Genomic DNA, 20,690 nt, shown 5'->3' with positions numbered 1-20,690 from the left:
TGTGCCTTTAAGTAATCTCGTTCTTCTTCTATACTGGAAAATGTAGAACGTGGACGTCCTTTTAAAGGGCTGGTTGCCCCTTTTCGTGTATCGAATGGCTCTCCATTCCGATATTTCTTTACCCATACTTTAAGCTGGGTACAGTTCGCAATCCCCAACCTGTCGGAGACAATCTTGTAGCTCTCACCTCCTGTAAAATAGGCTTGAATAGCCTCTGTCTTGAATTCCTCTGTGTACGATTGAAATACTTGTCCCTTTTTGGCCATACAAAAATCCCCTCCAAGTTCACTCATTTCCTCATGTTAACACATGAGGTTTTTTACGAGTGTCTACTTGAAGGGGATAATACCACATTGATGCTGCGCGGGAGCAGTTTTTTTGCCGGAAAGGATAAAGCAGACGGCAAGAGTAGCGGAGAATTCGCGGGTAAAATAAATGTGCACCGTCCGCCGGCCCGGGCATCGAACTCAAGAATTTCCTGTTTATTATAGCAGTGTCCAAATTCATCTTGCAGCAGGGCGAGATTCCATCGTAAAACCTTATTTCCCTGGCGTTCCAGGCCGATAATAATAGTATATATTTTTAATTTGAGATAATATGGAAATGATACTGCAGGGTATAGCATAGCAGGTCAAAAAATGGAGATCACTAAGATTCCAGTTGTACGAAGGATATTTCCGGCATCTACTATAGAGTAGAAGTACAAACTATACTTTACAGTTAAGCGACAGCAATTTGAGGGTTGCAGGAGGCAAGGGGGAAAACATGCGAAAGAAACATAGGTCGCTGATGAAGGCGTTACTCGGGGGGATGCTGCTGTCTGCAGCTTTGCCGCCGGCGGCTTACTACGGCTGGGGACAGGTCCATGCGGCTGCTGCATCCGCTTCGCTTCAATCGGTAAGCGAGATGACGCAGAAGCTGACCGGGGCAATGGGCAACCGCCGGGAGACGATCACCTTTAAGTATACGGGAAAGACAAACAAGCTGAAGGCACAGGTACAGAGTGCAATTGACCAGGCGATGGCCAGTGATATTTATTTGTATTACATCGTTGACAGCTATGCCTTTTCATATAAACAAAACGGCCAGTCTGCTAATGTGACAGTACAGGTGAAATACCGGGAGACGCTGCAGCAGACCGCCTATGTAAATCAACAGGTAAAAGCCATTCTCCAGAAAATCATCAAGCCGGGCATGAACAACCACCAGAAAATTAAGGCTATTCATGACTGGGTGGTGCTGAACCTGAAGTACGATAATTCGTATACTAAATACACTGCTTATGAAGGGCTGACGACAGGCAGCGCTGTATGCCAGGGCTATTCCCTGCTCACCTATAAGCTGCTGCTCGGCGCAGGGATCCCGAATAAAATCGTCGAAGGCACTGCCAAGCCGGCGGGAGGTGCAAGACAATCCCATGCCTGGAATCTGGTTCAGCTGAACGGGCTCTGGTATCATCTGGATACTACATGGGATGATCCGGAGCCGAACATCGAGGGGGGAGTCAGCACGGCATATTACATGAGAACGGACTCGCAGATGCGCCGTGACCACTCCTGGACCAAATCCTATCCGGCTGCATCAGTCAGCTATGCCCAGACCTTGTCCGAGCTGGCCAGCCGCGGAGGAACGGGCGTGTCCGTATTCGAGCAGCTGCAGGAGCAGTTGAATTACAGGCTGTATGAGGAAAAAGAGGTTGTGAGCTCTGCTGCAGAGCTGAAGGAGCTGGCAAAATCTGCCATCGCCTCCGGCAAGCAATCGCTGCTGTTCCGTTACCGGGGAAGCGAGAAACTGCTCAAAAATGATCTGCAGACATTGTACACGCTGGGGCTGGACCAGCTTGCGTACACCAGCTCTGCTTTTGAGAATACCGGTGATCTCAAGGTCTATGTTACCTGGAAATAACAGCGGATGGGCACCTCCCATGGGTTGCTGTCCTGATGCGGAATGAACGCAGCAATCAGTTGTGTGATTACCCTTTATTTCTTCAGATTCCAGCTGTCGGCACCATACTTCTCCTCAGCAAGCTGGTTGGCCAGTTCAATCTCGAAGTCAGTCAATGTCCCGGGGATGAGCTCCGTACCCAAATTTTCTGCGAAACCTTGATGGAAGGCTTCCTCCAAATCACGAATCGTCACCGGAGGATCCCCTTTCCGCCGCAGACACGAATTAATATCAACCGCTTTGCGTCCGAAAATCTTCTTCATCCGCTGTTTGTCCTCTGAATCGTTGAAGCTCAAGACATTGAAGAGAAGATCCGAGTCCAGTTCAAGAAGAACGGAGCCGTGCTGCAGAATGACTCCCTTGGAACGCATCTGAGCGCTTCCCGCGATTTTTCTGCCTTCGACTACAAGTTCGTACTTGGACGGCGCATCGAAGCAAGCCGCCGACATGGGCTTGTTTCCACGCCGGGAATTATCTGCTTGCCAATCTGCCAAGGTTGGTGTCTCTAAAGATTCCAAGCCCGTCATATGTGCATCCAGACCCAGCTTCCGGAAACCGAGCAGCAACCCCATGCTTAGCACGCGGTATGCCTCCACTACACTTGCCGGAATACCGGGATAATTCTCCGATACGATGATGCTGTAAGTGAGCTCTTGATCATGAAGCACGGCCCGGCCGCCGGTCGACCGCCGCACAAACCCCAGGCCGTACTCTCGAAGCGCAGTGAAGTCCACTTCCTTGGCTGCATGCTGGAAGCAGCCGATGGACAATGTCGCTGGATTCCATCCATAGAATCTCACCGTGGGTGGCACGAGACCCCGCTCGTGTGCGGTGAGCATCGCTTCGTCGATCGCCATGTTTTCCGCAGGCGTCCGGTTTCCTGTATGTACAAACCTCCACATCGCCTATACTCCCTTCGTCAGAACTTAAATAACGCCAGCTATCTCTAGACCGGAACCCCTGCTCAGTTCTCAAGCACAGCGGCTTCCGTGCCCGCAGCAGCCGATTTCGCGCTCTCCGTTTGCTCCCGGGCATGATAGGAGCTGCGGACAAGCGGACCCGCCTCGACATGTGCAAAGCCCAGCGCCAGTCCCTCCCGCTTCAGCTCAGCGAATTCTGACGGTTCATAATAGCGGTCGACCCCAATATGCTTGAATGTAGGCTGCAAGTACTGACCGATCGTCAGAATGTCACAGCCTGCAGCTCTCAAATCCTTCATCGCTTCGATGATTTCTTCCTTCGTCTCACCCAGCCCGACCATCATGCCGGATTTCGTCGTCTGCTCCGGACGCAGCTCTTTCGCAAGGCGCAGCACAGAAAGAGATCGCTGGTACTTCGCCTTCGCCCGCACTTTGTCCGACAGCCGGCTTACAGTTTCTAGATTATGGTTCAAAACATCCGGCTTCGCCGCCAGTACGAGAGCAAGCCGATTCACTTCCCCGCCTAAATCCGGGATCAGTACCTCGATGTCCGTCAGTGGATTGCTCTCACGCACCGCTGTAATCGTCGCAGCGAACATCGAAGCTCCGTGATCGTTCAGATCATCCCGGGCAACGGAAGTAATAACGACATGCTTAAGCCCCATCTCCTTGACCGACTGTGCCACATGCCGCGGCTCCTCGAGATCAAGTTCCGTCGGTAAACCCGAGGTAACGGCGCAGAACCGGCAGGCGCGTGTGCAAATATTCCCCAGAATCATGAAAGTCGCTGTCCGCTGACTCCAGCATTCATAAATGTTCGGACATTTTGCCTCTTCACAGACCGTGTGAAGCTTGCGGCCGCGCATCATCGAGTTAATCTCTTTATAACCGTCCCCCGTATTCAGCGATATTTTAAGCCAATCGGGTTTACGTTCTCTTGCCTTCTGCATTGTCAGCCTCCCATATTCAAATGTAATGAATAACTTCTGCTTGCCATGCTGTGAAATCGGGCATAGGACTGATGGAAGCCTATGCTTATTTTTACCATAGTCTACCGCCTGGTACATGAACAACGCAAGAAATATTCGTAACAATTTTAAGAAAATTTTTTCTGAATCATGACATCTGCAGACCGGCTGGACATTCTGTCAGAGGGAGTACAACCGGGAAGCATAGAAAGGAATGTAAATGGAATGATCAACAAAAAAGGATGCTCCGCGCCACAGAGGCAACGGGAGCATCCTTTTTAATGTAGTAGATAGTTCAATAGCTGAATGAGGACTTAATCCGCATGGGTGCTGAGATCGCAGTCCTGAAGCGGAACAAGTCGGCTGGGTCTGAACCAGCGGTAGCCGGCCCAGATCAGCAGGAACAGCGGCAGGCTGACATAGGAGACCAGCACGCCGTACCAGTCGATGCTTCCGCCGGTGAAGGCGCCCATGTTCTGGCCCAGTACTGCGATCATGCAGAGTGCGAAGGCAAAGAGCGGGCCGAACGGGAACCATCTGGCCCGGTACGGCAGCTCATCCAGTGAATGGCCCTGCTTGACGAAAGCGCGGCGGAACCGGTAGTGGCAGACGGCAATGCCCAGCCAGTTGATGAAGCCGCACATCCCGGAGGCGTTAAGCAGCCAGTTGTAGACAGCGCCATCGCCGAAGAAGGAGGCCAGGAAGGCCAGCATGCCGACCGCTGTAGTCACCAGGAGGGCACCGACGGGCACGCCGCGGCGGTTCAGCTTGCCGAGCGCACGCGGTGCCATCCCGTCCTTGGCCATCGCGTAAAGCACACGGGTGGAGGCATACATGCCGGAGTTTCCGGCCGACAGGACGGAGCTCAGAATGACGGCATTCATTACGGAAGCGGCGATAGCCAGTCCGGCTTTGTTGAAGACAATGGTGAACGGGCTGACGCCGATGTTGTCGATGCCTCCGCGCAGCAGATCGGGATTCGTATAAGGAATCACCAGACCGATAACAAGAATGGCGAAGATGTAGAAGATCATGATCCGCCAGAAGACCTGGCGGATCGCGATCGGCACATTACGGCGCGGATTCTCGCTCTCTCCGGCGGCAACGCCGACCAGCTCGGTTCCCTGGAAGGAGAAGCCGGCAGCCATAAAGACACCGACGAAGGCGAAGAAGCCGCCGTGGAACGAGCTGCCGCCAAGCTGGAAGTTGCTGAAGCCGATCCGCTCACCGCCCATAATGCCGAAGATCATCAGCACGCCGACAATGAGGAAGACGATAACGGTAATGATCTTGATAATCGCGAACCAGTATTCCGACTCCCCGTACCCGCGGGAGGAGAGAAAGTTAAGGCCGAACATCACCAGCAGGAACACCAGGCTCCAGAGGGCCGAGGAGCTCTCAGGGAACCAATACTTGATAATGACCGTTGCGGCGGCCAGCTCGGCTGCGATGGTAACGGCCCAGTTGTACCAGAAATTCCAGCCGATGGCGAAGCCGAAGGCCGGGCTGACGAACCGGGTGCCGTAAGTGCTGAAGGAACCGGAGTCAGGCAGGTAGGTGGCCAGTTCACCGAGGCTGGTCATCAGGAAGTACACCATGAGCCCTACCGCAGCATAGGCGAGAAGGGCTCCGCCCGGACCGGAGGAGGCAATGGCGCCGCCGCTGGCCAGGAACAGCCCGGTTCCGATCGATCCGCCGAGGGCGATCATCGTCAGATGTCTGGCTTTGAAGGCTTTGCGCAGTGCCGGCTGCTGGTTGTCTTGTGTTGCTTGCATAAAATGGACACTCCTTCTGAAAGTTCGTGTTTCTGTTCATGAAGGGGAGTGGTATACGAAGCCGCCCTTATGCATGAGGGCGGCAAATCCTGTAGGCGCAAAAAAACCGCAGACGGATCTGCGGTTTCCTGAAAATACGGCTCCGCATCATACTCCCTGTTTAAGATAGCGCAACACAGTGCAGAATTCTGCAGGCAATAGCGCCTGCAGTACACAGTGACAGTTCCGTGCCTGTTCGGCAACGGCCCCAGTCTGCGCCGCATTAGGAGCGGCGGCGCAGACTTCGGCGGATATTCCTTTCGGCGGCTTCATTGACGGCTCTTAACGTCTCAACGCGCGTACTTATAATATTCGCGACCTCTACCTCATCTTAGGTATGATGAGGCTATCTTTATACAATATGAACACAACAGGAATTAGTATAATGCAATTGATGAGAGTCGTGCAATAACAAAATACGGCAGGTGCGTGTCAGGTACGGCGGCGCTCCGACATTTGCTGCCAGACGGTGCCGGCCGCTTCCTCGCCGGAAGCGATCCGCGTAAGCGCCATGCGTGCCTGCAGGCCGACCTCGAATTCCGGGTCGTCGGCCGCTGCTGCCAGTGCATCCTGCGCTTCGGCGGTGCCGACCTCATAAAGGAAGCGCGCCGCCCGCCAGCGGACGAGCTTGCTGGCATCCGTGAGCGCCGCCGTCATCACCGGCGTCGCAGCCGGATCGCCGATGTCGGACAGCGTGTCACCGGCCGTGCGCCGCACGGCCGGGGCACTGTCTGCCATCGCCTCATAGAGCAGCTCCATCGCCTCAGGCGTGCGGATGTCGCCCAGGTACACGACCGCAAGCCTGCGCAGCTGCAGCTTGGGGTCGTGCAGCGCCTTGCGCAGCTCCGGCAGGAGCTCTGCACTCGGCGCCAGGTCCTCCAGCGCGGCGTAGCGCACGCGCCAGTCATCGTCCTGCAGGTCTCGCAGCAGCTCGGCCTGCCCCTTCTTCTGCCGCTGCTCGACGAACTCGCCGGCGGCCCCGTGCGCGATGGCCTGCTGCACGAGGGAGTCGAGGCGTTCCTGCGGATACGCCGCCTCCAGCTCCTGTTCGACCTCGCGGGCAATTTCCGGCGGCTCGCCGTAGCGGACGCCGTAATCGGTGAGCTTGCGCTCCTTGATCAGCACAGCGCTGGCCACATCGGTCACCGCCTTCGTGAAGCGGCTGGAAAGGGCGATGCGCTCCTCATTCGCACCGGTCTTCACGCGGATCTGGATCGGGATGCCGCGGAACATCTGGACGAACACCTGCGACTCCCCGAAATGGGCGCCGGCATCCTCATCCTCCAGATTGATCTCTGCGCTGAGGCCGTCTGCGCCGAACCGGCGCTGCACCTCGCTGAGAATCGCCGCCCAGTCGGCGCTGCCCTTGCGTTCCAGGGCAGCGAAGTCAGCGGCGTGGTAAATGCTGGTCACGCCGGGAATGGTCAGCATATCCCGCGCCCAGGCAGGGGCGCTGCGCTCGCTCTCGGGTGTATAAGTCCGGCGGATGCCGGGTTCCAGGCTCTCGTCCAGATGAAGCTTCATCGTATTTGGACTTGGAGTCGGTTCAATAAAAGTGATCTTCATACGTTTAGCTCCCCTTTGACCGGTATAGACACCGTAGTCTTTACCCGCATTTTACATCATAATACGTGCGGAATACAAAATACGGGCTGGCGGAGACAGCTTAATTCTGCCCTGAAATGGGTAAAATTTGTACTGAATCCTGTTAAGGAGAGATGCCGTTATGGCTAAAATAAGATATCGCAATATCGACAATGTCGGTGTCGACAAGACGCTTAAAGAGCTGCGCCAATGGCGGGAGGAACGCCGGACCAAGCAGAAGGATTATTCTTATAAAGTGCCGAACCATCAGCCGGAGCTGACTTACCTTACCGGGAACCGGCTGGATACGACAATTACCTGGATCGGGCATTCCACCTTTTTCATGCAATATGAGGGGCTTAACATCATTACAGACCCGATCTGGGCCCGCCGGCTCGGCTTTGAGAAACGGATCGGCCAGCCGGGGATTCCGCTGAATGAGGTGCCGCCCGTGGACCTGATCCTGATCTCGCATTCCCATTATGATCATTTGCATTTTCCTTCGGTCCGCAAGCTGTATAAGGCGGCGACCAAAATAGTCGTTCCGGCCGGCCTGAAGCGGAAAATGCTCCGCAAGGGCTTTCCGAACTGCTATGAGATGCAGTGGTGGGAGGAGCTTACGCTGGGGCCGGTCAAGCTGACCTTTGTGCCGACCCAGCACTGGACCCGGCGCACGCCCTTTGATACCAACAGCTCCCACTGGGGAGGGTATGTGCTTCAGCCCGCCGACCCCGGCAAGCATCCGGAGGGGAAGCAGGATGGACAGAAGCGCAAGCTGCCGCCTAATCTGTATTTTGCCGGAGACAGCGGCTTCTTTCCGGGCTTCAAGGAAATCGGCAGCCGCTTCAAGCTGCATATCGCCCTGATGCCGATCGGGGCCTATGAGCCGGAATGGTTTATGAGCTCTCAGCATGTGAATCCGGAGGAAGCTATCCAGGCCTTTCTGGATGTGGGTGCAGAGCTGATGATTCCGATGCATTTCGGCACCTTCCGGCTGGCGGATGATACGGCAAGGGAGGCGCTGGACCGGATGGAGCTGGCCCGCAAGGCCCAGGGAATCAGCCCCGAGCGGATACGTACTTTAGGCTACGGCGAGACGCTGATCGTGCATCCGGAGGAGCGCTATTCGGGGCAATAAGGTGACTGCTTAGGGATTTAGTGCCAAAACCGCGGGAACAACGTGATCTTACGGGCTATTTGCCCTGATTTTATGCTATAATGAGCCGAAACCCTAAGTGAAAAGGATGGTAATGCTTAATGATTAGCACAAGCGGCGTAACACTCCGCTACGGAAAACGCGCACTTTTTGAAGATGTAAACATAAAATTCACACCAGGAAACTGCTACGGCCTGATCGGGGCGAACGGTGCCGGTAAATCTACTTTTCTGAAAATCCTGTCCGGCGAGATTGAAGCCAACACCGGTGAGGTGCATATGACTCCTGGCGAACGTATGGCTGTATTGAAGCAGAACCATTTTGAGTACGATGAATACCCGGTTCTGGAGACAGTCATCATGGGGCATACCCGCCTGTATGAGATTATGAAGGAAAAGGATGCGCTCTATGCCAAGAGCGACTTCACCGAAGCCGACGGCCTGCGCGCCGGTGAGCTTGAGGGTGAATTTGCCGAGCTGAACGGCTGGGATGCGGAGCCGGATGCGGCTGCCATGCTGATCGGTCTGGGCATTACGCGCGAGCTGCACGACAAGAAAATGGCCGAACTCAGCGGTAATGAGAAGGTCCGGGTCCTCTTGGCCCAGGCTCTGTTCGGACGTCCGAACAACCTGCTGCTCGATGAGCCTACCAACCACTTGGATCTGGAATCCATCGGCTGGCTGGAGAACTTCCTTATGGATTATGAAGGCACTGTTATCGTGGTATCCCATGACCGTCACTTCCTGAACAAGGTCTGCACGCATATTGCGGATATCGATTTCGGCAAAATCCAGATGTATGTCGGCAACTACGATTTCTGGTACGAGTCCAGCCAGCTGGCCCAGACGCTGCAGCGTGATGCCAATAAGAAGAAGGAAGACAAGATCAAGGAGCTGCAGGCGTTCATCCAGCGTTTCTCGGCGAATGCTTCCAAATCCAAGCAGGCGACTTCCCGTAAAAAGCAGCTCGAGAAGATTACGCTGGACGATATCCGTCCATCGAACCGTAAATATCCTTTCCTCAACTTCAAGCCGGAGCGTGAAGCCGGTAAGCAGCTGCTTACGGTCAGCGGCCTGACTAAGACAGTAGAAGGCGAGAAGGTGCTGGACGAATTTAGCATTGTGGTGAACAAAGGTGACAAGATTGCTTTTGTGGGCCCGAATTCCCAGCCGAAATCCATGCTGTTTGACATCCTGATGGGTGAGAAGGAAGCGGATTCCGGCGAGTACTCATGGGGTGTAACGACTACCCAGGCGTATTTCCCGAAAGACAACTCCAGCTATTTTGACGGGGTCCAAATGAATCTGGTTGAATGGCTGCGCCAATACTCCAAGGATCAGGACGAAACCTTCCTGCGCGGCTTCCTGGGCCGGATGCTGTTCTCCGGTGAAGAAGCGCTGAAGAAGGCAAGCGTACTTTCCGGGGGAGAGAAGGTCCGCTGCATGCTGGCCAAAATGATGCTGAACGGCGCGAATGTGCTCGTATTTGATGAGCCTACCAACCACTTGGATCTGGAATCCATTACGGCGCTCAACAACGGGCTGATTGATTTTGACGGGACGATTCTCTTTACTTCCCATGACCATCAGTTCATTCAGACCATCGCCAACCGGATTATCGAAATTACTCCAGCTGGTGTGATTGACCGCTCCATGAGCTATGATGAGTACCTGGAGAATCCGGAAATTAAGGAACTGCGCCAGCGCATGTATCCAGTCGAAGTATAATACCATGAATAGAATGAACGGTTACTGTTCATAACACAACGGCTGCGTTATCCTGAAGAGGATGACGCAGCCGTTTATGTTCCTTATAGAGCTATACCCCGGACCTAAAGTCCTAGGAGCCGCCGGTGCGGCGGCGCTGATTGTTAGGCTTTTTGTTGTTCTGGCTTTTCAGCGGCTTGGCGGAGCCGGCCTGAAACGACGAACCCGGTTTGTTGCTGTTCTGCTGTTTCTTCTGCTCCAGCTTCTGGCGGATGGCATCGGCCAGATTGATCTTCGGCTTTTCGGTATTTTCGCTCATTATGTTACCCCCTTATGAAGCAAGTCCTATTCCTCATTTTAATTGTTTTTAAATGCTGCCACAAGGGCAAGAATAATTCAAGAAATCAATTGCCGGAGCGTCCGGGACAAAAAATGAAACAATAGGGAGTGTCAGCCGGTGGCCGATATTTATGAGGATATACGTAAAGGTGAACGCGGGGCGATGATCAGTATTGCCGCCTATCTGGTTCTGTCCGCTTTTAAGCTGGTCAGCGGCTATTTATTCGGCTCCAGCGCCCTGCTGGCGGACGGTTTCAATAACCTGACGGATATAGTAGCTTCTGCTGCAGTGCTGATCGGGCTGCGGATTTCCCGGAAGCCGCCTGACTCCGATCATCCGTACGGGCATTTCCGGGCCGAGACAGTCGCCGCCCTGCTGGCTTCTTTTATTATGGCGATGGTTGGCATACAGGTGATCGTTGAAGCTGTGCGTTCGCTGTTTGAAGGAGCCAGAGAGATTCCGGATCTATGGTCGGCAGGTGTGGCTGTGGTGTGTTCAGCGGCGATGATGGGGGTATATATTTATAACAAGAGATTAGCCATGCGGATTAACAACAGCGCCCTGATGGCCGCAGCCAAAGATAATTTCTCGGATGCCATGGTCAGTATCGGGGCGGCGGCGGGAATTATCGGCGCGCAGTTCGGCCTGCCATGGATTGATTCTGCTGCCGCAGCCGTGGTAGGGCTGCTCATTTCCAAGACTGCCTGGGATATATTCCGCGATGCTACCTACAGGCTGACTGACGGTTTTGAGGAGGCCAGATTGCTTGATCTGCGCAGCACGATTGCCAGGACTCCTGGAGTGGAAGGGATTAAAGATATCAAAGCCCGCGTCCATGGTAATCATGTTTTGGTCGATGTAGTCGTAGAGGTTGACGCCGCCATCAGTGTGACAGAAGGCCATCTGATCAGCGATTCAATCGAGGAGCGTATGAGCAGCAGGCATAACATTATGAATGTGCAGGTTCATGTCGAGCCCAAGAAGGACTCCCGGGCTCCTAATTAGCTGTAATTTCCACCAAATCCAAGGAGAAATCAAGACTATAGACCCGGTGCTTACCATAACTTGGCAAGTGTTTTTGTGAAAATAGAAGCATGTTCCAATTCCCGCCTGCCTCTATAATGAGGGCAGAAAGCAACAATCGTAGCGCGCGCCGTTGTTGAATTCTCATCATGCATAAGCGGGGGAACGCTATGATCAGATCACATAAACAGCTAACAGCGTCGTTATTGGTCTCGGCATCAATTGCATTATCCTGGGGAGTGTTCAGCCCTCAGCAGGCATTCGCTGCACAGGCAACTTCATCTGTTACGGCTTCAGCTTCGCTGACGGGTATTATTCAATCTTCGGTTCGTCTGCGCACCAGCCCTTCTACAAGCGGCAGTGTGATCAAATATTTGAGCAAAGGCGATCAGGTCGTTATTCTTGAAGAAACCAACAGCTACTGGTACAAAGTCAGAACCGCTTCAGGCGAGGTCGGATATACAAGCTCGGGCGACCAGTATATCAGCGTTGTTTCCGCTCCTGCGGTGACACCTGCAGTACAGACGGCTGTTATTCAGGCCACTGTCCGGCTCCGTGATACCCCTTCGACCAGCGGGAAAGTGCTTGGGTATCTGTATGAAGGCGACCCGGTAGTTATCCTTGAGAAGACCAACAGCTACTGGTACAGAGTACAGACTACCAATGGCACTGTCGGCTATACCAGCTCAGCCGATCAGTATATCGAATTGGATGGAGCTGCACCAGCACCGTCTCCGGCACCAGCACCGTCTCCGGCACCTCCGCCACAGTCAGCTGTCATTGATAGTGTCATTGAGGCAGGAATGAAGTATCTGGGGACACCCTATGAATTCGGCTCCAGCAGAAGTAATACAAGCACCTTTGACTGCTCTGATTTTATCCGGCAGATGTTCAAGGATGCCATTAATTTAACTTTGCCTGCCGATTCCAGGCAGCAGGGCTCGTGGGTGCGGGAGAACAGCACCGCAGTTACCGATATTTCCAGTCTCAAACGGGGAGATCTGATGTTCTTTATGGATTACAAGGGCAGCTCAGCCTCTGCTTATGCAGGAGTGGACAGATTTGCAGAACGGATCTCGCATGTGGCTATGTATCTGGGAGACGGAAAAATTCTGCATACCTATTCCGTATCTTCCGGCGGTGTGAGAGTGGACAATCTAAGCGCTTCCTGGACGAACCGCTTCCTTTACGGAGGCTCGGTAATCCGCTAATTATAAATAAAGGAATGTATGTGGAAGCATCAGCAGTACAGTGTTTGTGACGGGTGAACTAGGGCAGTTACGGTGGGCTATCTCTTTGGAGGAATTCTTCTGAAGAGGTAGCCTTTTTTTTGGCAGCAAGAATGAATAAGCTTTCCGGGGTTATTTTGAAATATAAGAATTTATATGTTCTACGCTATCAATTATCCTTATATTTCTCGCAGAAACGGTTACCGCCTTCTCTGAAGGACGGCACAGCCGTTTCTACTTGTGTTATCTTAAAAAAGCAAGACAGCAGCCGTAAGACTTGGAAGTCTCAGGCTGCTGCTGTATATGCCCGGGCAGGGGCATAAGCCGGATCCCGACTGTATTATGGAGTAATTACATAAGCGGAAGCAGGAACCTTGATCCATGCTTTGCCGAGCCAGGTGTAAACCTCTCTCCATTCATTGCCCCAGGCATCGGTCGTCACAGCGCCGGTTGTATCAATCGTCTGTGCGCTGAGCCAGCCGGCTGGTGTCACGCTGGAAGTGGAGAAATGGAAAGGAGTTGCTTTTGTCAAAATAATCATTGGAGTCGCCGGTTTAAGATCTCCCGGAGTAATTACAGTTTCGAATTGTTCATTGTAAGTGCTTGCGGTAACTGTAGTGGACGGATCTGCAGTGCCGGTAACTTCTGCCGCTGAAGCCGATGCTGCCATGGTTGCCATGAGACCTGCTGCTACTGCGAAACTGGCTAATTTTTTCATCTGTGATTCCTCCTAGTGTGGTTTTGGGTTAGCGGTTTTTTCCAAAGTTTGTACTGTGCTAATATGCATGTAAACAAAAAGGGGAGGCAGTGAACCAGCCGCCAAAAAAAACTTTAAATTTGCATAACAGGGGAGGAGGCCTATACTTTTTTCGGTCTGAATAGGATATAGTAACAGCCGATAATCCGTACATAAAATAACCCGGAGCACCTCGCTTGGAGACTCCGGGTCTGCAGCATTATTATATTTGCGAGTTCATAGCTGAACATTCCGTTTGAATAGGACTTACATTGACCTTCCGCGCTGTCCGGTAAAGAGGGAGATAATGAACAAAATCAGGAAGATGAAGAACAAGACTTTCGCTATGCCGACTGCAGCTCCTACAATATTGAAGAATCCGAATACACCCGCGATGAGTGCAATAACCAGCAGAATTACCGACCATTTCAGCATGTGAAGTCATCCTTTCTGTCAGGTGGTGTAGTCAATGTTTAAACGGGTTCACCCACTCTGAAACATCACGGCCGCTTCTGGTCTTTAAGACTCTTGACAGGTTGTTTCGGGCTAATAAGGTCAGGGTAACTATGCAGTAACAAGGCAGTGCAAGCCGACATTTATGACTTGGAAGGGGTTTTGAAAATGATCATTGAACTTAGCGTAGCATTAGTTGCTGTCGCCTTCGCCGTACTCGTCTTCTTTTTAATTAAAACGCTGAAGTCAGCAAAGGAATCCCTCGACAAAGTCAGCCAGACTCTGCAGGAAGTGCAGAAGACGGTGGATGAGCTTACCTATGAGATTAAGACAACCGTGCGGCATGCCAATGACATTACCGCAGATGTACAGGGCAAGATCCAGAAGATCGATCCTATTGTAGATTCTGTTAAAAATCTCGGTGATGTTATGAACGAACTGACCCTGACCGTTAAGCAGGTATCCGTGACCGTGATCGAGAAATACCGCAAATCCCGTGAGCTGAAGCAAAAGGCAGGAGCTGTCTCAATAGACGAAAAATCGTTGACTCCGGCAGAAGAGCGTACGGTGAAGTCCTATGACGCCGCATACGCCAAAAAAGCTCCGGGTAAAATAGCAATGGCGCTGAAAGGCGTAGATACTGCAGCTGCGATCTGGCAAAAATTCCGGCACTAAACCCAAGGAAGGCCAAGTCCCCTTACACAGCACCGGCGCACATTATGAAAGGCGGGACGTCTTATGAACGTCATCATTCTTTTGTTTAGTCTGCTTTCCTCTTATGTCACTTCCTCTGAGCAGAGGGAGCAGGCGCCTGTCAGCTTTTTCGCAGTGCAGCCCCAGGCTGTCCTTGCATTTGAACACAGTCTGGGTTTGAACCCTTATATCAGCAGCTTCGATTCATTGGCGGGTGCAGCCTTGTACGCGCCGGAGGAAGAACTGCTGCGGAGCAAGGGTACACCGCTGAATATTACAGCAGATCCGTGGCAGGAGTGTCAGGAGTACCACTACGCCGATATGTCAGCCGGAATATGCGGCGGCATTGTCGCCTATATCCATGTCTCCCCGGCCCAGGCCGGATTATACGGACTGAAGCTGAATGAGGTAACGCTGAACCCGGCGGATAACAATGTGCGTGTGCTGCTGGGAAAACCGGATTTTATCGCTGATGACGGCGACGTGTATATAAGAGGAAACGAGGCGCTCAAGATTTACCGCAATCCGGTGACCGGTGAATGGGATGGAATTGATTTATTTGATGCAAATGCTTCATGAGGTGTTTCATCGGCTTCAGATGAGGTTAATAAAAGTACAGTTGTCTTCTTTGGGACAAACCTAACCTTACAATCTAAGCTTAAGGAGCGTGATCTCATGGGTTCAATCGGTGCACAGTCGTATGCCAAGCTTTTGGAGAACGGTGTTCAGGCGATAGAAGAAGTGAACCGTCTGCGGGACAGCGGTTACTCCAAGGATAACATTTATGTTATCAGTCATGATCAGGACCGTGAGAACCGCATTGCTGATGCGGCGAACACAAATGAGGTCGGCTTAGGTGAAGAGGGGTTGTTTGGCGCTATTGCCAATCTTTTCCGTTCACGCGGGGATGCTTTGCGTTCCAAAATTACATCCCTTGGCTTCAGCCCTGCTGAAGCTGGCTTCTATGAGAAAGAACTGGATGCGGGTAAAGTTCTGGTGATTGCCAAGAAATATCCGCAATAAACAGCTTCTTCCGGCGTGCCTGAGCTATAGCACAATAGCGTAACCTCCATTTCCACTATCTATAGTGGAAATGGAGGTTACTTTGTTGAATACGGAAACAATCCCATCCTTATTTGCCAAATTATTGAATTGTGGAAAGAGACTGTTTAATTATCGTATGATTAAAGGATGAAATACAAGGGATGATTACGGAGCTAACATTATTCGTGCGAGGTGAAGATGCTTGAAAATATTAATTGTTGACGACAATCCGACCAACGTAATTATAATCCGTGAAATCCTGAAAAAGGAAAACTACCGGAATTTTATAACCGCATCATCTGCAAAAGAAATGCTGAAGATTCTGGGGGTCGGCTCCGGAAATGATACCCAGAGGCCGCGTCCGTCTGATGTTGATCTTATTCTGCTCGATATGATGATGCCGGAGATGGACGGAATTGAGGCCTGCCGTGTAGTTCAGCAATATGAACATCTGCGTGATATTCCGATTATCATGGTCACTGCCGTGGGAGATTCGAAGAAGCTGGCCGAAGCCCTTGATGCAGGCGCCGGTGATTATGTTACGAAACCGATCAACAAAGTGGAGCTGATGGCCCGCATCCGTCTGGCGCTGCGTCTGAAGCGAGAGAAGGACTGGCATAAGGAGCGGGATCAGCGCATACAGGATGAGCTGAAGCTTGCCGCCTTGGTTCAGAATGCCGTGCTTAGCCTGCCACTCAAGGAAGAGGACTTTGAAGTGCATGCTATTTATCAGCCCTCCTTTGAGCTGGCCGGTGACCTGTATGCCTGGTTTCCGCTGGGTGACGGCAGATATGCTGTGATTTTACTTGATATGATGGGCCACGGTATCTCCTCGTCGCTGTTCTGTATGTTCCTGGCATCCGTGCTGAAGGATACGGTGACTACCTATGTGGAACCGGAGAAGGTGATCCAGGAGCTGAACCGCCGTTTCAATCAGCTGTATATTGAGAAGCAGCTGGTCCAGTATTATTTTACGGCCATCTATCTGGTTATTGATAGCCGGATGAAGCGGATCGACTACGTGAATGCCGGGCATCCGCCGGGACTTTTCTTTGAAGGAGGGACCAAGGAGCCTGTTCTTCTCGAAAGCAACTGCCACCCGGTAGGCTTGTTCGACCGGATTGACATTCAGCCGCAGAGCCTCAGCTTTGAAGAAGAAGGGCATCTGGTGCTGTATACGGACGGACTGCTCGAAATGGCCGAAGGTGATCAGGAGGATCAGCTGAAATTTATGACTAGCCATTTGAACGGCGGACATGAATGGCGTGAGGAAGCGATGCGCGAAGCCTTTTTTGTGGACGAAGCCGCTGTGGAGCGTGATGACGATAAATGCCTAGTGTGGATTACGCTGGGGAAAGGAACTGAACAGTGATGAAAATAAAAGCCAAGCTGCTGATCGGCTTCAGTGCGATGCTGGCCATAATGCTGGCGTTAACAATGATTGGCTACGATCGGCTTAATTATATGAGCAGTCAGCTGGACAGCTTTCAGGAGAGATATGACAAAGGTCGCGCTTCCTCCGGGCTGCGCGGCGAAGTCAATGATATGGCCCGCATCTTGACCACAGCGATGCTTAACGCAGATGTAGAAACAGTAGAGGTCCAGAAGACAGAGCTTGAAAATAAGACGGTTAAGGCAGAAGGATATTTGAAGGCCATCGAAGCCTCACTTATCAGTGCTGATGAAATCCAGATGCTGAACCGGATTGAGAATGCGTATACCGCCTATATTAATTATCAGAACAAGGCCGTCGAGATGCTTGAAGCCGGCTATTTCCAGAATGCCAACGCGTACCGGAACTCCGATGGACAGGATATCCAGAATGAGGTGCTTAACAGCCTGAATTCACTGTCAGACTATAATGCCACCCGGATGACGCAAGAAAATGCTTCAGCCCAGGCTGCTTATGAAAGATCTATTCAGATGGTATCCTTAATTATGGCTGTCGGGCTCCTGCTCGGAGTGGGTGTTATCCTGTGGGTGATTCCGAGCATCTCGCGCGGCCTTAACGTTGTCTCTATGATGATTACCAGCTTTGGCAGCGGGAAGATGAGGGCGATCCGCCGGTTGAAGGTTAAATCAAAGGATGAAATTGGTGATGTCGCCCGGGTCTTCCAGCAGATGGCTGAAGATATCGAGCAGAAGCAGCAGCTTGAAAAGGCGTATACCCAGGCGCAGAGCGATCAGGCCTGGCTGAACGGCAATATTGCACGTGTGACGGAGCTGCTGCGCGGTGTCAGTTCACTGGACCAGGTTTCGCAGACCTTCATCAGCGAGTTCACTCCCGTGCTTGGCGCCCAATACGGGGCGCTTTATCTGAAAGATCTCCATAACCCTAACCGGCTTTTGGCAAGCGCCTTTTATGCCGGGGATGCCGAGGATGGCCTCAAGGAGTATTTTGACCTCGGCCAGGGCCTGATCGGGCAGTGTGCATTAGATAAGACGCCGATCAGACTTGAGAGAGCGCCTGATGATTATATTACCGTGTCCTCCGGATTCGGCGATTCCCATCCGGACCATATTTTTATTTATCCTGTATTGTTTGAAGATGAGGTGCTTGGTGTACTTGAATTTGCCTCCTTTACGCCAAGTACTGTATTGCAGAATGAGCTACTTCACCAGCTGGCTAATAATCTGGGCATTATTCTTAATAATATTACCCGCAGAATGACAGTTGAAGAGCTGCTGCGGGAGTCCCAGGCACTAACGGAGGAACTGCAATGCCAGTCGGAGGAACTGCAGACCCAGCAGGAGGAGCTTCGCCGTTCCAATGAGAACCTGGAGGAGCAGACGGATGCGCTCAAACGCTCCGAGGAACTGCTGCAGCGGCAGCAGGGCGAGCTTGAGCATTTCAATACGGAACTGGTTGCCAAAACCCGGGCCCTTGAGGAGCAGGTGCAGGAGGTCGAGGAGAAAAAGGACGAAATCGAACAGGCCCGCCTCCAGCTGGAGAAGCAGGCTATGCAGCTTGCTGTTACCGGGAAATACAAATCGGAGTTCCTGGCCAATATGTCGCATGAGCTCCGGACTCCGCTGAACAGTCTGCTGATCCTCTCCCAGCTGCTTACAGAGAATAAAGAGGGGAATCTCACGGAGAAGCAGGTGGAGTTCGCCCAAACGATCTACATGTCCGGTGCCGATCTGCTGAAGATGATTGATGAAATACTCGATCTGTCCAAAGTGGATGCCGGAAAGATGGAGCTGAACTATGAGGATATCCCGCTTACAGAGCTCAAAACATTCGTAAAACAGAACTTTGCGCCGCAGGCGGCCAAGAAGGGGCTGGCGCTGCGTTTATCCTTTGATGAGCCGCTGCCGGACAGTCTGTATACTGACAGCCACCGGCTTAAGCAGATCTTGCGTAATCTGCTGTCCAATGCCTTTAAATTTACAAGTCAAGGATTCGTGGAATTTTCGGTCAGCCGTGCTGAACCGGCACAGCTGCCGTCCTACCTGCCGGAGGAGTTCGACTATGTAGCCATTGCAGTTAAGGACAGCGGGATCGGGATTCCGTCAGACAAGACGGAAATTGTATTCGAGGCGTTCCAGCAGGTGGACGGCACGACCAGCCGGAAATACGGCGGGACAGGCCTGGGGCTGTCGATCAGCCGTGAGCTGGCCCGTCTGATGGGCGGAGCCATCGGGCTGGAATCACGCGAAGGACAAGGCAGCGTATTTACCCTCTACCTGCCTGTAAAAGGCAATTACAGCCTGCTTCCCGGAGCCGTAGAAGCGGCGGCGGCCCACGAAGCCGCCACCCTGGCTGAATATGTGGAGGAGCTGCTTCCGGCCGCACCAAATGAGGCGGTCCCTGCACCGCTCAACCCGGTTATTGTGGCAGATGACCGTGAAGGACTCAAGGCGGAAGATAAAGTCATTCTGATTGTTGAGGATGATGAGAGCTTTGCCAAGATTCTGCTCGGCATGGCCCGCGGCCGCGGCTTCAAAGGTCTGGTTGCCCTGCAAGGTGACACCGGCCTGCAGATGGCCAAGTCTTATCTGCCGGACGCGGTTATTCTCGATATCCAGCTGCCTGTTATGGACGGGTGGTCCATCCTGAGAGAGCTTAAGAGTGCCTCGCAGACACGCCACATTCCTGTACATGTCATCTCTGTTAATGATGAGGTGAAGCAGGGGCTGATGATGGGGGCGATGGCCTATTTAAGAAAGCCTTCCTCCAGACAGGCGCTGGAGAGGGCCTTCTCGCAGATTGAAAATTATACATCCAGCACCCTGAAGCGTCTTCTGATCGTTGAGGATGATGAAATCCAGCAGCGTTCCATCATGGAGCTGATTGGCCATGATGATGTAGCCATTACAGCAGTGTCCACCGGACAGGAAGCGCTCAGCGAGCTGCGCAGGCATCGGTACGACTGCATGGTGCTTGACCTTATGCTGGGTGATATGACCGGCTTTGAGCTGCTGGATCAGATCCGTGATGATGAGGAGCTTAATGATCTGCCGATCATTATTTATACAGGCAAGGATCTGGACAGCAAGGAAGAGACCAGGCTGCGTAAATATGCCGAATCCATTATCATCAAGGATGTCCGCTCGCCGGAGCGGCTGCTTGACGAAACAACTCTGTTCCTGCACCGCGTGGAGGCCAATCTGCCGGAGGATAAGCGTAAAATTCTGCAGAAGCTGCACAATAAGGAGGAGCTCTTTGACGGCAAGAAGATACTGCTCGTTGACGACGACATCCGTAACGTCTTTGCCCTCTCCAGTGTCCTGGAAGGCTATCATATGGAAGTGAAGTTTGCCGAAAATGGCCGGGAGGCACTGGATATGCTTGTCGAGCATAATGATTTCGACCTGGTGCTGATGGATATGATGATGCCGGAAATGGACGGGTATGAGGCAATGCGCCGGATCCGCGAGATGCCGCAATATCAGAAGCTGCCGATTATTGCGCTCACCGCCAAAGCAATGAAAGAGGACCGGGCGAAGTGTATTGAAGCCGGAGCCTCTGATTATATGAAGAAGCCGATCAGTACAGACCAGCTTCTCTCCCTAATGCGTGTATGGCTGTATTCGTAAGCTGGAAATTGGGGTAATAGCATTACAGTAAGAGTAAATT

Annotated in this window: 18 protein-coding genes and 1 riboswitch; of the genes, 10 read left to right on the top strand and 8 right to left on the bottom strand. The window is 52.4% G+C overall.

The genetic code is table 11. The features are described from left to right. Positions 1 to 266 (bottom strand): transposase (locus BLR64_RS27675; protein WP_090719671.1); only part of this gene is annotated, 266 nt, incomplete at its 3' end. Positions 267 to 765: 499 nt separating this feature from the next. Here BLR64_RS27675 and BLR64_RS27670 point away from each other — a divergent pair. Further along, positions 766 to 1,905, top strand: a complete 1,140-nt coding sequence (locus tag BLR64_RS27670; RefSeq protein ID WP_090719669.1) for a transglutaminase domain-containing protein — start codon at positions 766 to 768, stop codon at positions 1,903 to 1,905. A gap of 74 nt (positions 1,906 to 1,979) precedes the next feature. Here the strand turns inward: BLR64_RS27670 and BLR64_RS27665 are convergent, their stop codons facing one another. From BLR64_RS27665 to BLR64_RS27650, 4 genes are all read right to left on the bottom strand, one after another. Beyond that, positions 1,980 to 2,846 (bottom strand): lipoate--protein ligase family protein, encoded by an 867-nt coding sequence (locus tag BLR64_RS27665; protein WP_090719667.1) that lies wholly within the window; start codon positions 2,844 to 2,846, stop codon positions 1,980 to 1,982. A 62-nt stretch (positions 2,847 to 2,908) separates the two neighbouring features. Then, positions 2,909 to 3,814: a lipoyl synthase gene (gene lipA, locus BLR64_RS27660; protein ID WP_090719665.1), complete on the bottom strand. Its 906-nt coding sequence runs from the start codon at positions 3,812 to 3,814 to the stop codon at positions 2,909 to 2,911. Between the two features lie 332 nt (positions 3,815 to 4,146). Continuing rightward, positions 4,147 to 5,607 (bottom strand): amino acid permease, encoded by a 1,461-nt coding sequence (locus tag BLR64_RS27655; protein WP_090719663.1) that lies wholly within the window; start codon positions 5,605 to 5,607, stop codon positions 4,147 to 4,149. A 158-nt stretch (positions 5,608 to 5,765) separates the two neighbouring features. Further along, positions 5,766 to 5,978, bottom strand: a riboswitch (Lysine riboswitch). A 100-nt stretch (positions 5,979 to 6,078) separates the two neighbouring features. Further along, positions 6,079 to 7,212, bottom strand: coding sequence for a virulence factor (locus BLR64_RS27650; RefSeq protein ID WP_090719661.1), 1,134 nt, complete (start codon positions 7,210 to 7,212; stop codon positions 6,079 to 6,081). Positions 7,213 to 7,372: 160 nt separating this feature from the next. Here BLR64_RS27650 and BLR64_RS27645 point away from each other — a divergent pair, with 160 nt between their 5' ends. Together BLR64_RS27645 and BLR64_RS27640 are read left to right on the top strand one after the other, a co-directional pair. Beyond that, positions 7,373 to 8,368, top strand: a complete 996-nt coding sequence (locus BLR64_RS27645; protein WP_090719659.1) for an MBL fold metallo-hydrolase — start codon at positions 7,373 to 7,375, stop codon at positions 8,366 to 8,368. 119 nt (positions 8,369 to 8,487) lie between these two features. Then, a complete protein-coding gene (locus BLR64_RS27640; RefSeq protein ID WP_090719657.1) occupies positions 8,488 to 10,113 on the top strand; it encodes an ABC-F family ATP-binding cassette domain-containing protein in 1,626 nt (541 codons plus the stop codon). 112 nt (positions 10,114 to 10,225) lie between these two features. Here BLR64_RS27640 and BLR64_RS27635 read toward each other — a convergent pair whose 3' ends face one another. Then, positions 10,226 to 10,411, bottom strand: coding sequence for a hypothetical protein (locus BLR64_RS27635; protein WP_068729748.1), 186 nt, complete (start codon positions 10,409 to 10,411; stop codon positions 10,226 to 10,228). Between the two features lie 183 nt (positions 10,412 to 10,594). Here BLR64_RS27635 and BLR64_RS27630 point away from each other — a divergent pair, with 183 nt between their 5' ends. Continuing rightward, positions 10,595 to 11,437 (top strand): cation diffusion facilitator family transporter, encoded by an 843-nt coding sequence (locus tag BLR64_RS27630; RefSeq protein WP_208607249.1) that lies wholly within the window; start codon positions 10,595 to 10,597, stop codon positions 11,435 to 11,437. 188 nt (positions 11,438 to 11,625) lie between these two features. After that, a complete protein-coding gene (locus BLR64_RS27625) occupies positions 11,626 to 12,666 on the top strand; it encodes a C40 family peptidase (protein WP_090719654.1) in 1,041 nt (346 codons plus the stop codon). 358 nt (positions 12,667 to 13,024) lie between these two features. Here BLR64_RS27625 and BLR64_RS27620 read toward each other — a convergent pair whose 3' ends face one another. Both BLR64_RS27620 and BLR64_RS27615 read right to left on the bottom strand, forming a co-directional pair. Further along, complete coding sequence (locus BLR64_RS27620) at positions 13,025 to 13,402, bottom strand: hypothetical protein (protein WP_090719652.1); 378 nt, start codon at positions 13,400 to 13,402, stop codon at positions 13,025 to 13,027. A gap of 285 nt (positions 13,403 to 13,687) precedes the next feature. Then, positions 13,688 to 13,855 carry a DUF1328 domain-containing protein gene (locus BLR64_RS27615; RefSeq protein ID WP_090719650.1) on the bottom strand — a complete coding sequence of 56 codons (168 nt, stop codon included), beginning with the start codon at positions 13,853 to 13,855 and terminating at the stop codon, positions 13,688 to 13,690. A 186-nt stretch (positions 13,856 to 14,041) separates the two neighbouring features. Here BLR64_RS27615 and BLR64_RS27610 point away from each other — a divergent pair, with 186 nt between their 5' ends. The 5 genes from BLR64_RS27610 to BLR64_RS27590 all read left to right on the top strand — a co-directional run bounded on the left by BLR64_RS27610 (position 14,042) and on the right by BLR64_RS27590 (position 20,650). Continuing rightward, positions 14,042 to 14,548: a DUF948 domain-containing protein gene (locus BLR64_RS27610; RefSeq protein ID WP_068729756.1), complete on the top strand. Its 507-nt coding sequence runs from the start codon at positions 14,042 to 14,044 to the stop codon at positions 14,546 to 14,548. A 63-nt stretch (positions 14,549 to 14,611) separates the two neighbouring features. After that, positions 14,612 to 15,145, top strand: a complete 534-nt coding sequence (locus BLR64_RS27605; protein WP_090719648.1) for a hypothetical protein — start codon at positions 14,612 to 14,614, stop codon at positions 15,143 to 15,145. A 96-nt stretch (positions 15,146 to 15,241) separates the two neighbouring features. Then, positions 15,242 to 15,589 carry a YflT domain-containing protein gene (locus BLR64_RS27600; RefSeq protein ID WP_090719646.1) on the top strand — a complete coding sequence of 116 codons (348 nt, stop codon included), beginning with the start codon at positions 15,242 to 15,244 and terminating at the stop codon, positions 15,587 to 15,589. A 223-nt stretch (positions 15,590 to 15,812) separates the two neighbouring features. Next, complete coding sequence (locus tag BLR64_RS27595) at positions 15,813 to 16,982, top strand: SpoIIE family protein phosphatase (protein WP_090719644.1); 1,170 nt, start codon at positions 15,813 to 15,815, stop codon at positions 16,980 to 16,982. Further along, entirely contained in the window at positions 16,982 to 20,650 is a 3,669-nt protein-coding gene (locus BLR64_RS27590) for a response regulator (RefSeq protein ID WP_090719642.1), read from the top strand. Before BLR64_RS27595 ends, BLR64_RS27590 begins: the two co-directional genes overlap by 1 nt. Positions 20,651 to 20,690 lie beyond the last annotated feature (40 nt).

Source organism: Paenibacillus typhae (assembly GCF_900099765.1).
Taxonomy (GTDB): Bacteria; Bacillota; Bacilli; order Paenibacillales; family Paenibacillaceae; genus Paenibacillus_AQ; species Paenibacillus_AQ typhae.
The sequence above is the reverse complement of the archived record's forward strand: the minus strand, read 5'-3'. Positions and strand labels throughout refer to the sequence as shown.

Coding starts and splice junctions, on each gene's coding strand:
- lipA (WP_090719665.1), bottom strand. CDS start 3,814: ATGCAGAAGGCAAGAGAACGTAAACCCGATTGGCTTAAAATATCGCTG.
- BLR64_RS27615 (WP_090719650.1), bottom strand. CDS start 13,855: ATGCTGAAATGGTCGGTAATTCTGCTGGTTATTGCACTCATCGCGGGT.
- BLR64_RS27590 (WP_090719642.1), top strand. CDS start 16,982: ATGAAAATAAAAGCCAAGCTGCTGATCGGCTTCAGTGCGATGCTGGCC.
- BLR64_RS27665 (WP_090719667.1), bottom strand. CDS start 2,846: ATGTGGAGGTTTGTACATACAGGAAACCGGACGCCTGCGGAAAACATG.
- BLR64_RS27625 (WP_090719654.1), top strand. CDS start 11,626: ATGATCAGATCACATAAACAGCTAACAGCGTCGTTATTGGTCTCGGCA.
- BLR64_RS27610 (WP_068729756.1), top strand. CDS start 14,042: ATGATCATTGAACTTAGCGTAGCATTAGTTGCTGTCGCCTTCGCCGTA.
- BLR64_RS27670 (WP_090719669.1), top strand. CDS start 766: ATGCGAAAGAAACATAGGTCGCTGATGAAGGCGTTACTCGGGGGGATG.
- BLR64_RS27600 (WP_090719646.1), top strand. CDS start 15,242: ATGGGTTCAATCGGTGCACAGTCGTATGCCAAGCTTTTGGAGAACGGT.
- BLR64_RS27650 (WP_090719661.1), bottom strand. CDS start 7,212: ATGAAGATCACTTTTATTGAACCGACTCCAAGTCCAAATACGATGAAG.
- BLR64_RS27620 (WP_090719652.1), bottom strand. CDS start 13,402: ATGAAAAAATTAGCCAGTTTCGCAGTAGCAGCAGGTCTCATGGCAACC.
- BLR64_RS27655 (WP_090719663.1), bottom strand. CDS start 5,607: ATGCAAGCAACACAAGACAACCAGCAGCCGGCACTGCGCAAAGCCTTC.
- BLR64_RS27605 (WP_090719648.1), top strand. CDS start 14,612: ATGAACGTCATCATTCTTTTGTTTAGTCTGCTTTCCTCTTATGTCACT.
- BLR64_RS27640 (WP_090719657.1), top strand. CDS start 8,488: ATGATTAGCACAAGCGGCGTAACACTCCGCTACGGAAAACGCGCACTT.
- BLR64_RS27635 (WP_068729748.1), bottom strand. CDS start 10,411: ATGAGCGAAAATACCGAAAAGCCGAAGATCAATCTGGCCGATGCCATC.
- BLR64_RS27645 (WP_090719659.1), top strand. CDS start 7,373: ATGGCTAAAATAAGATATCGCAATATCGACAATGTCGGTGTCGACAAG.
- BLR64_RS27630 (WP_208607249.1), top strand. CDS start 10,595: ATGATCAGTATTGCCGCCTATCTGGTTCTGTCCGCTTTTAAGCTGGTC.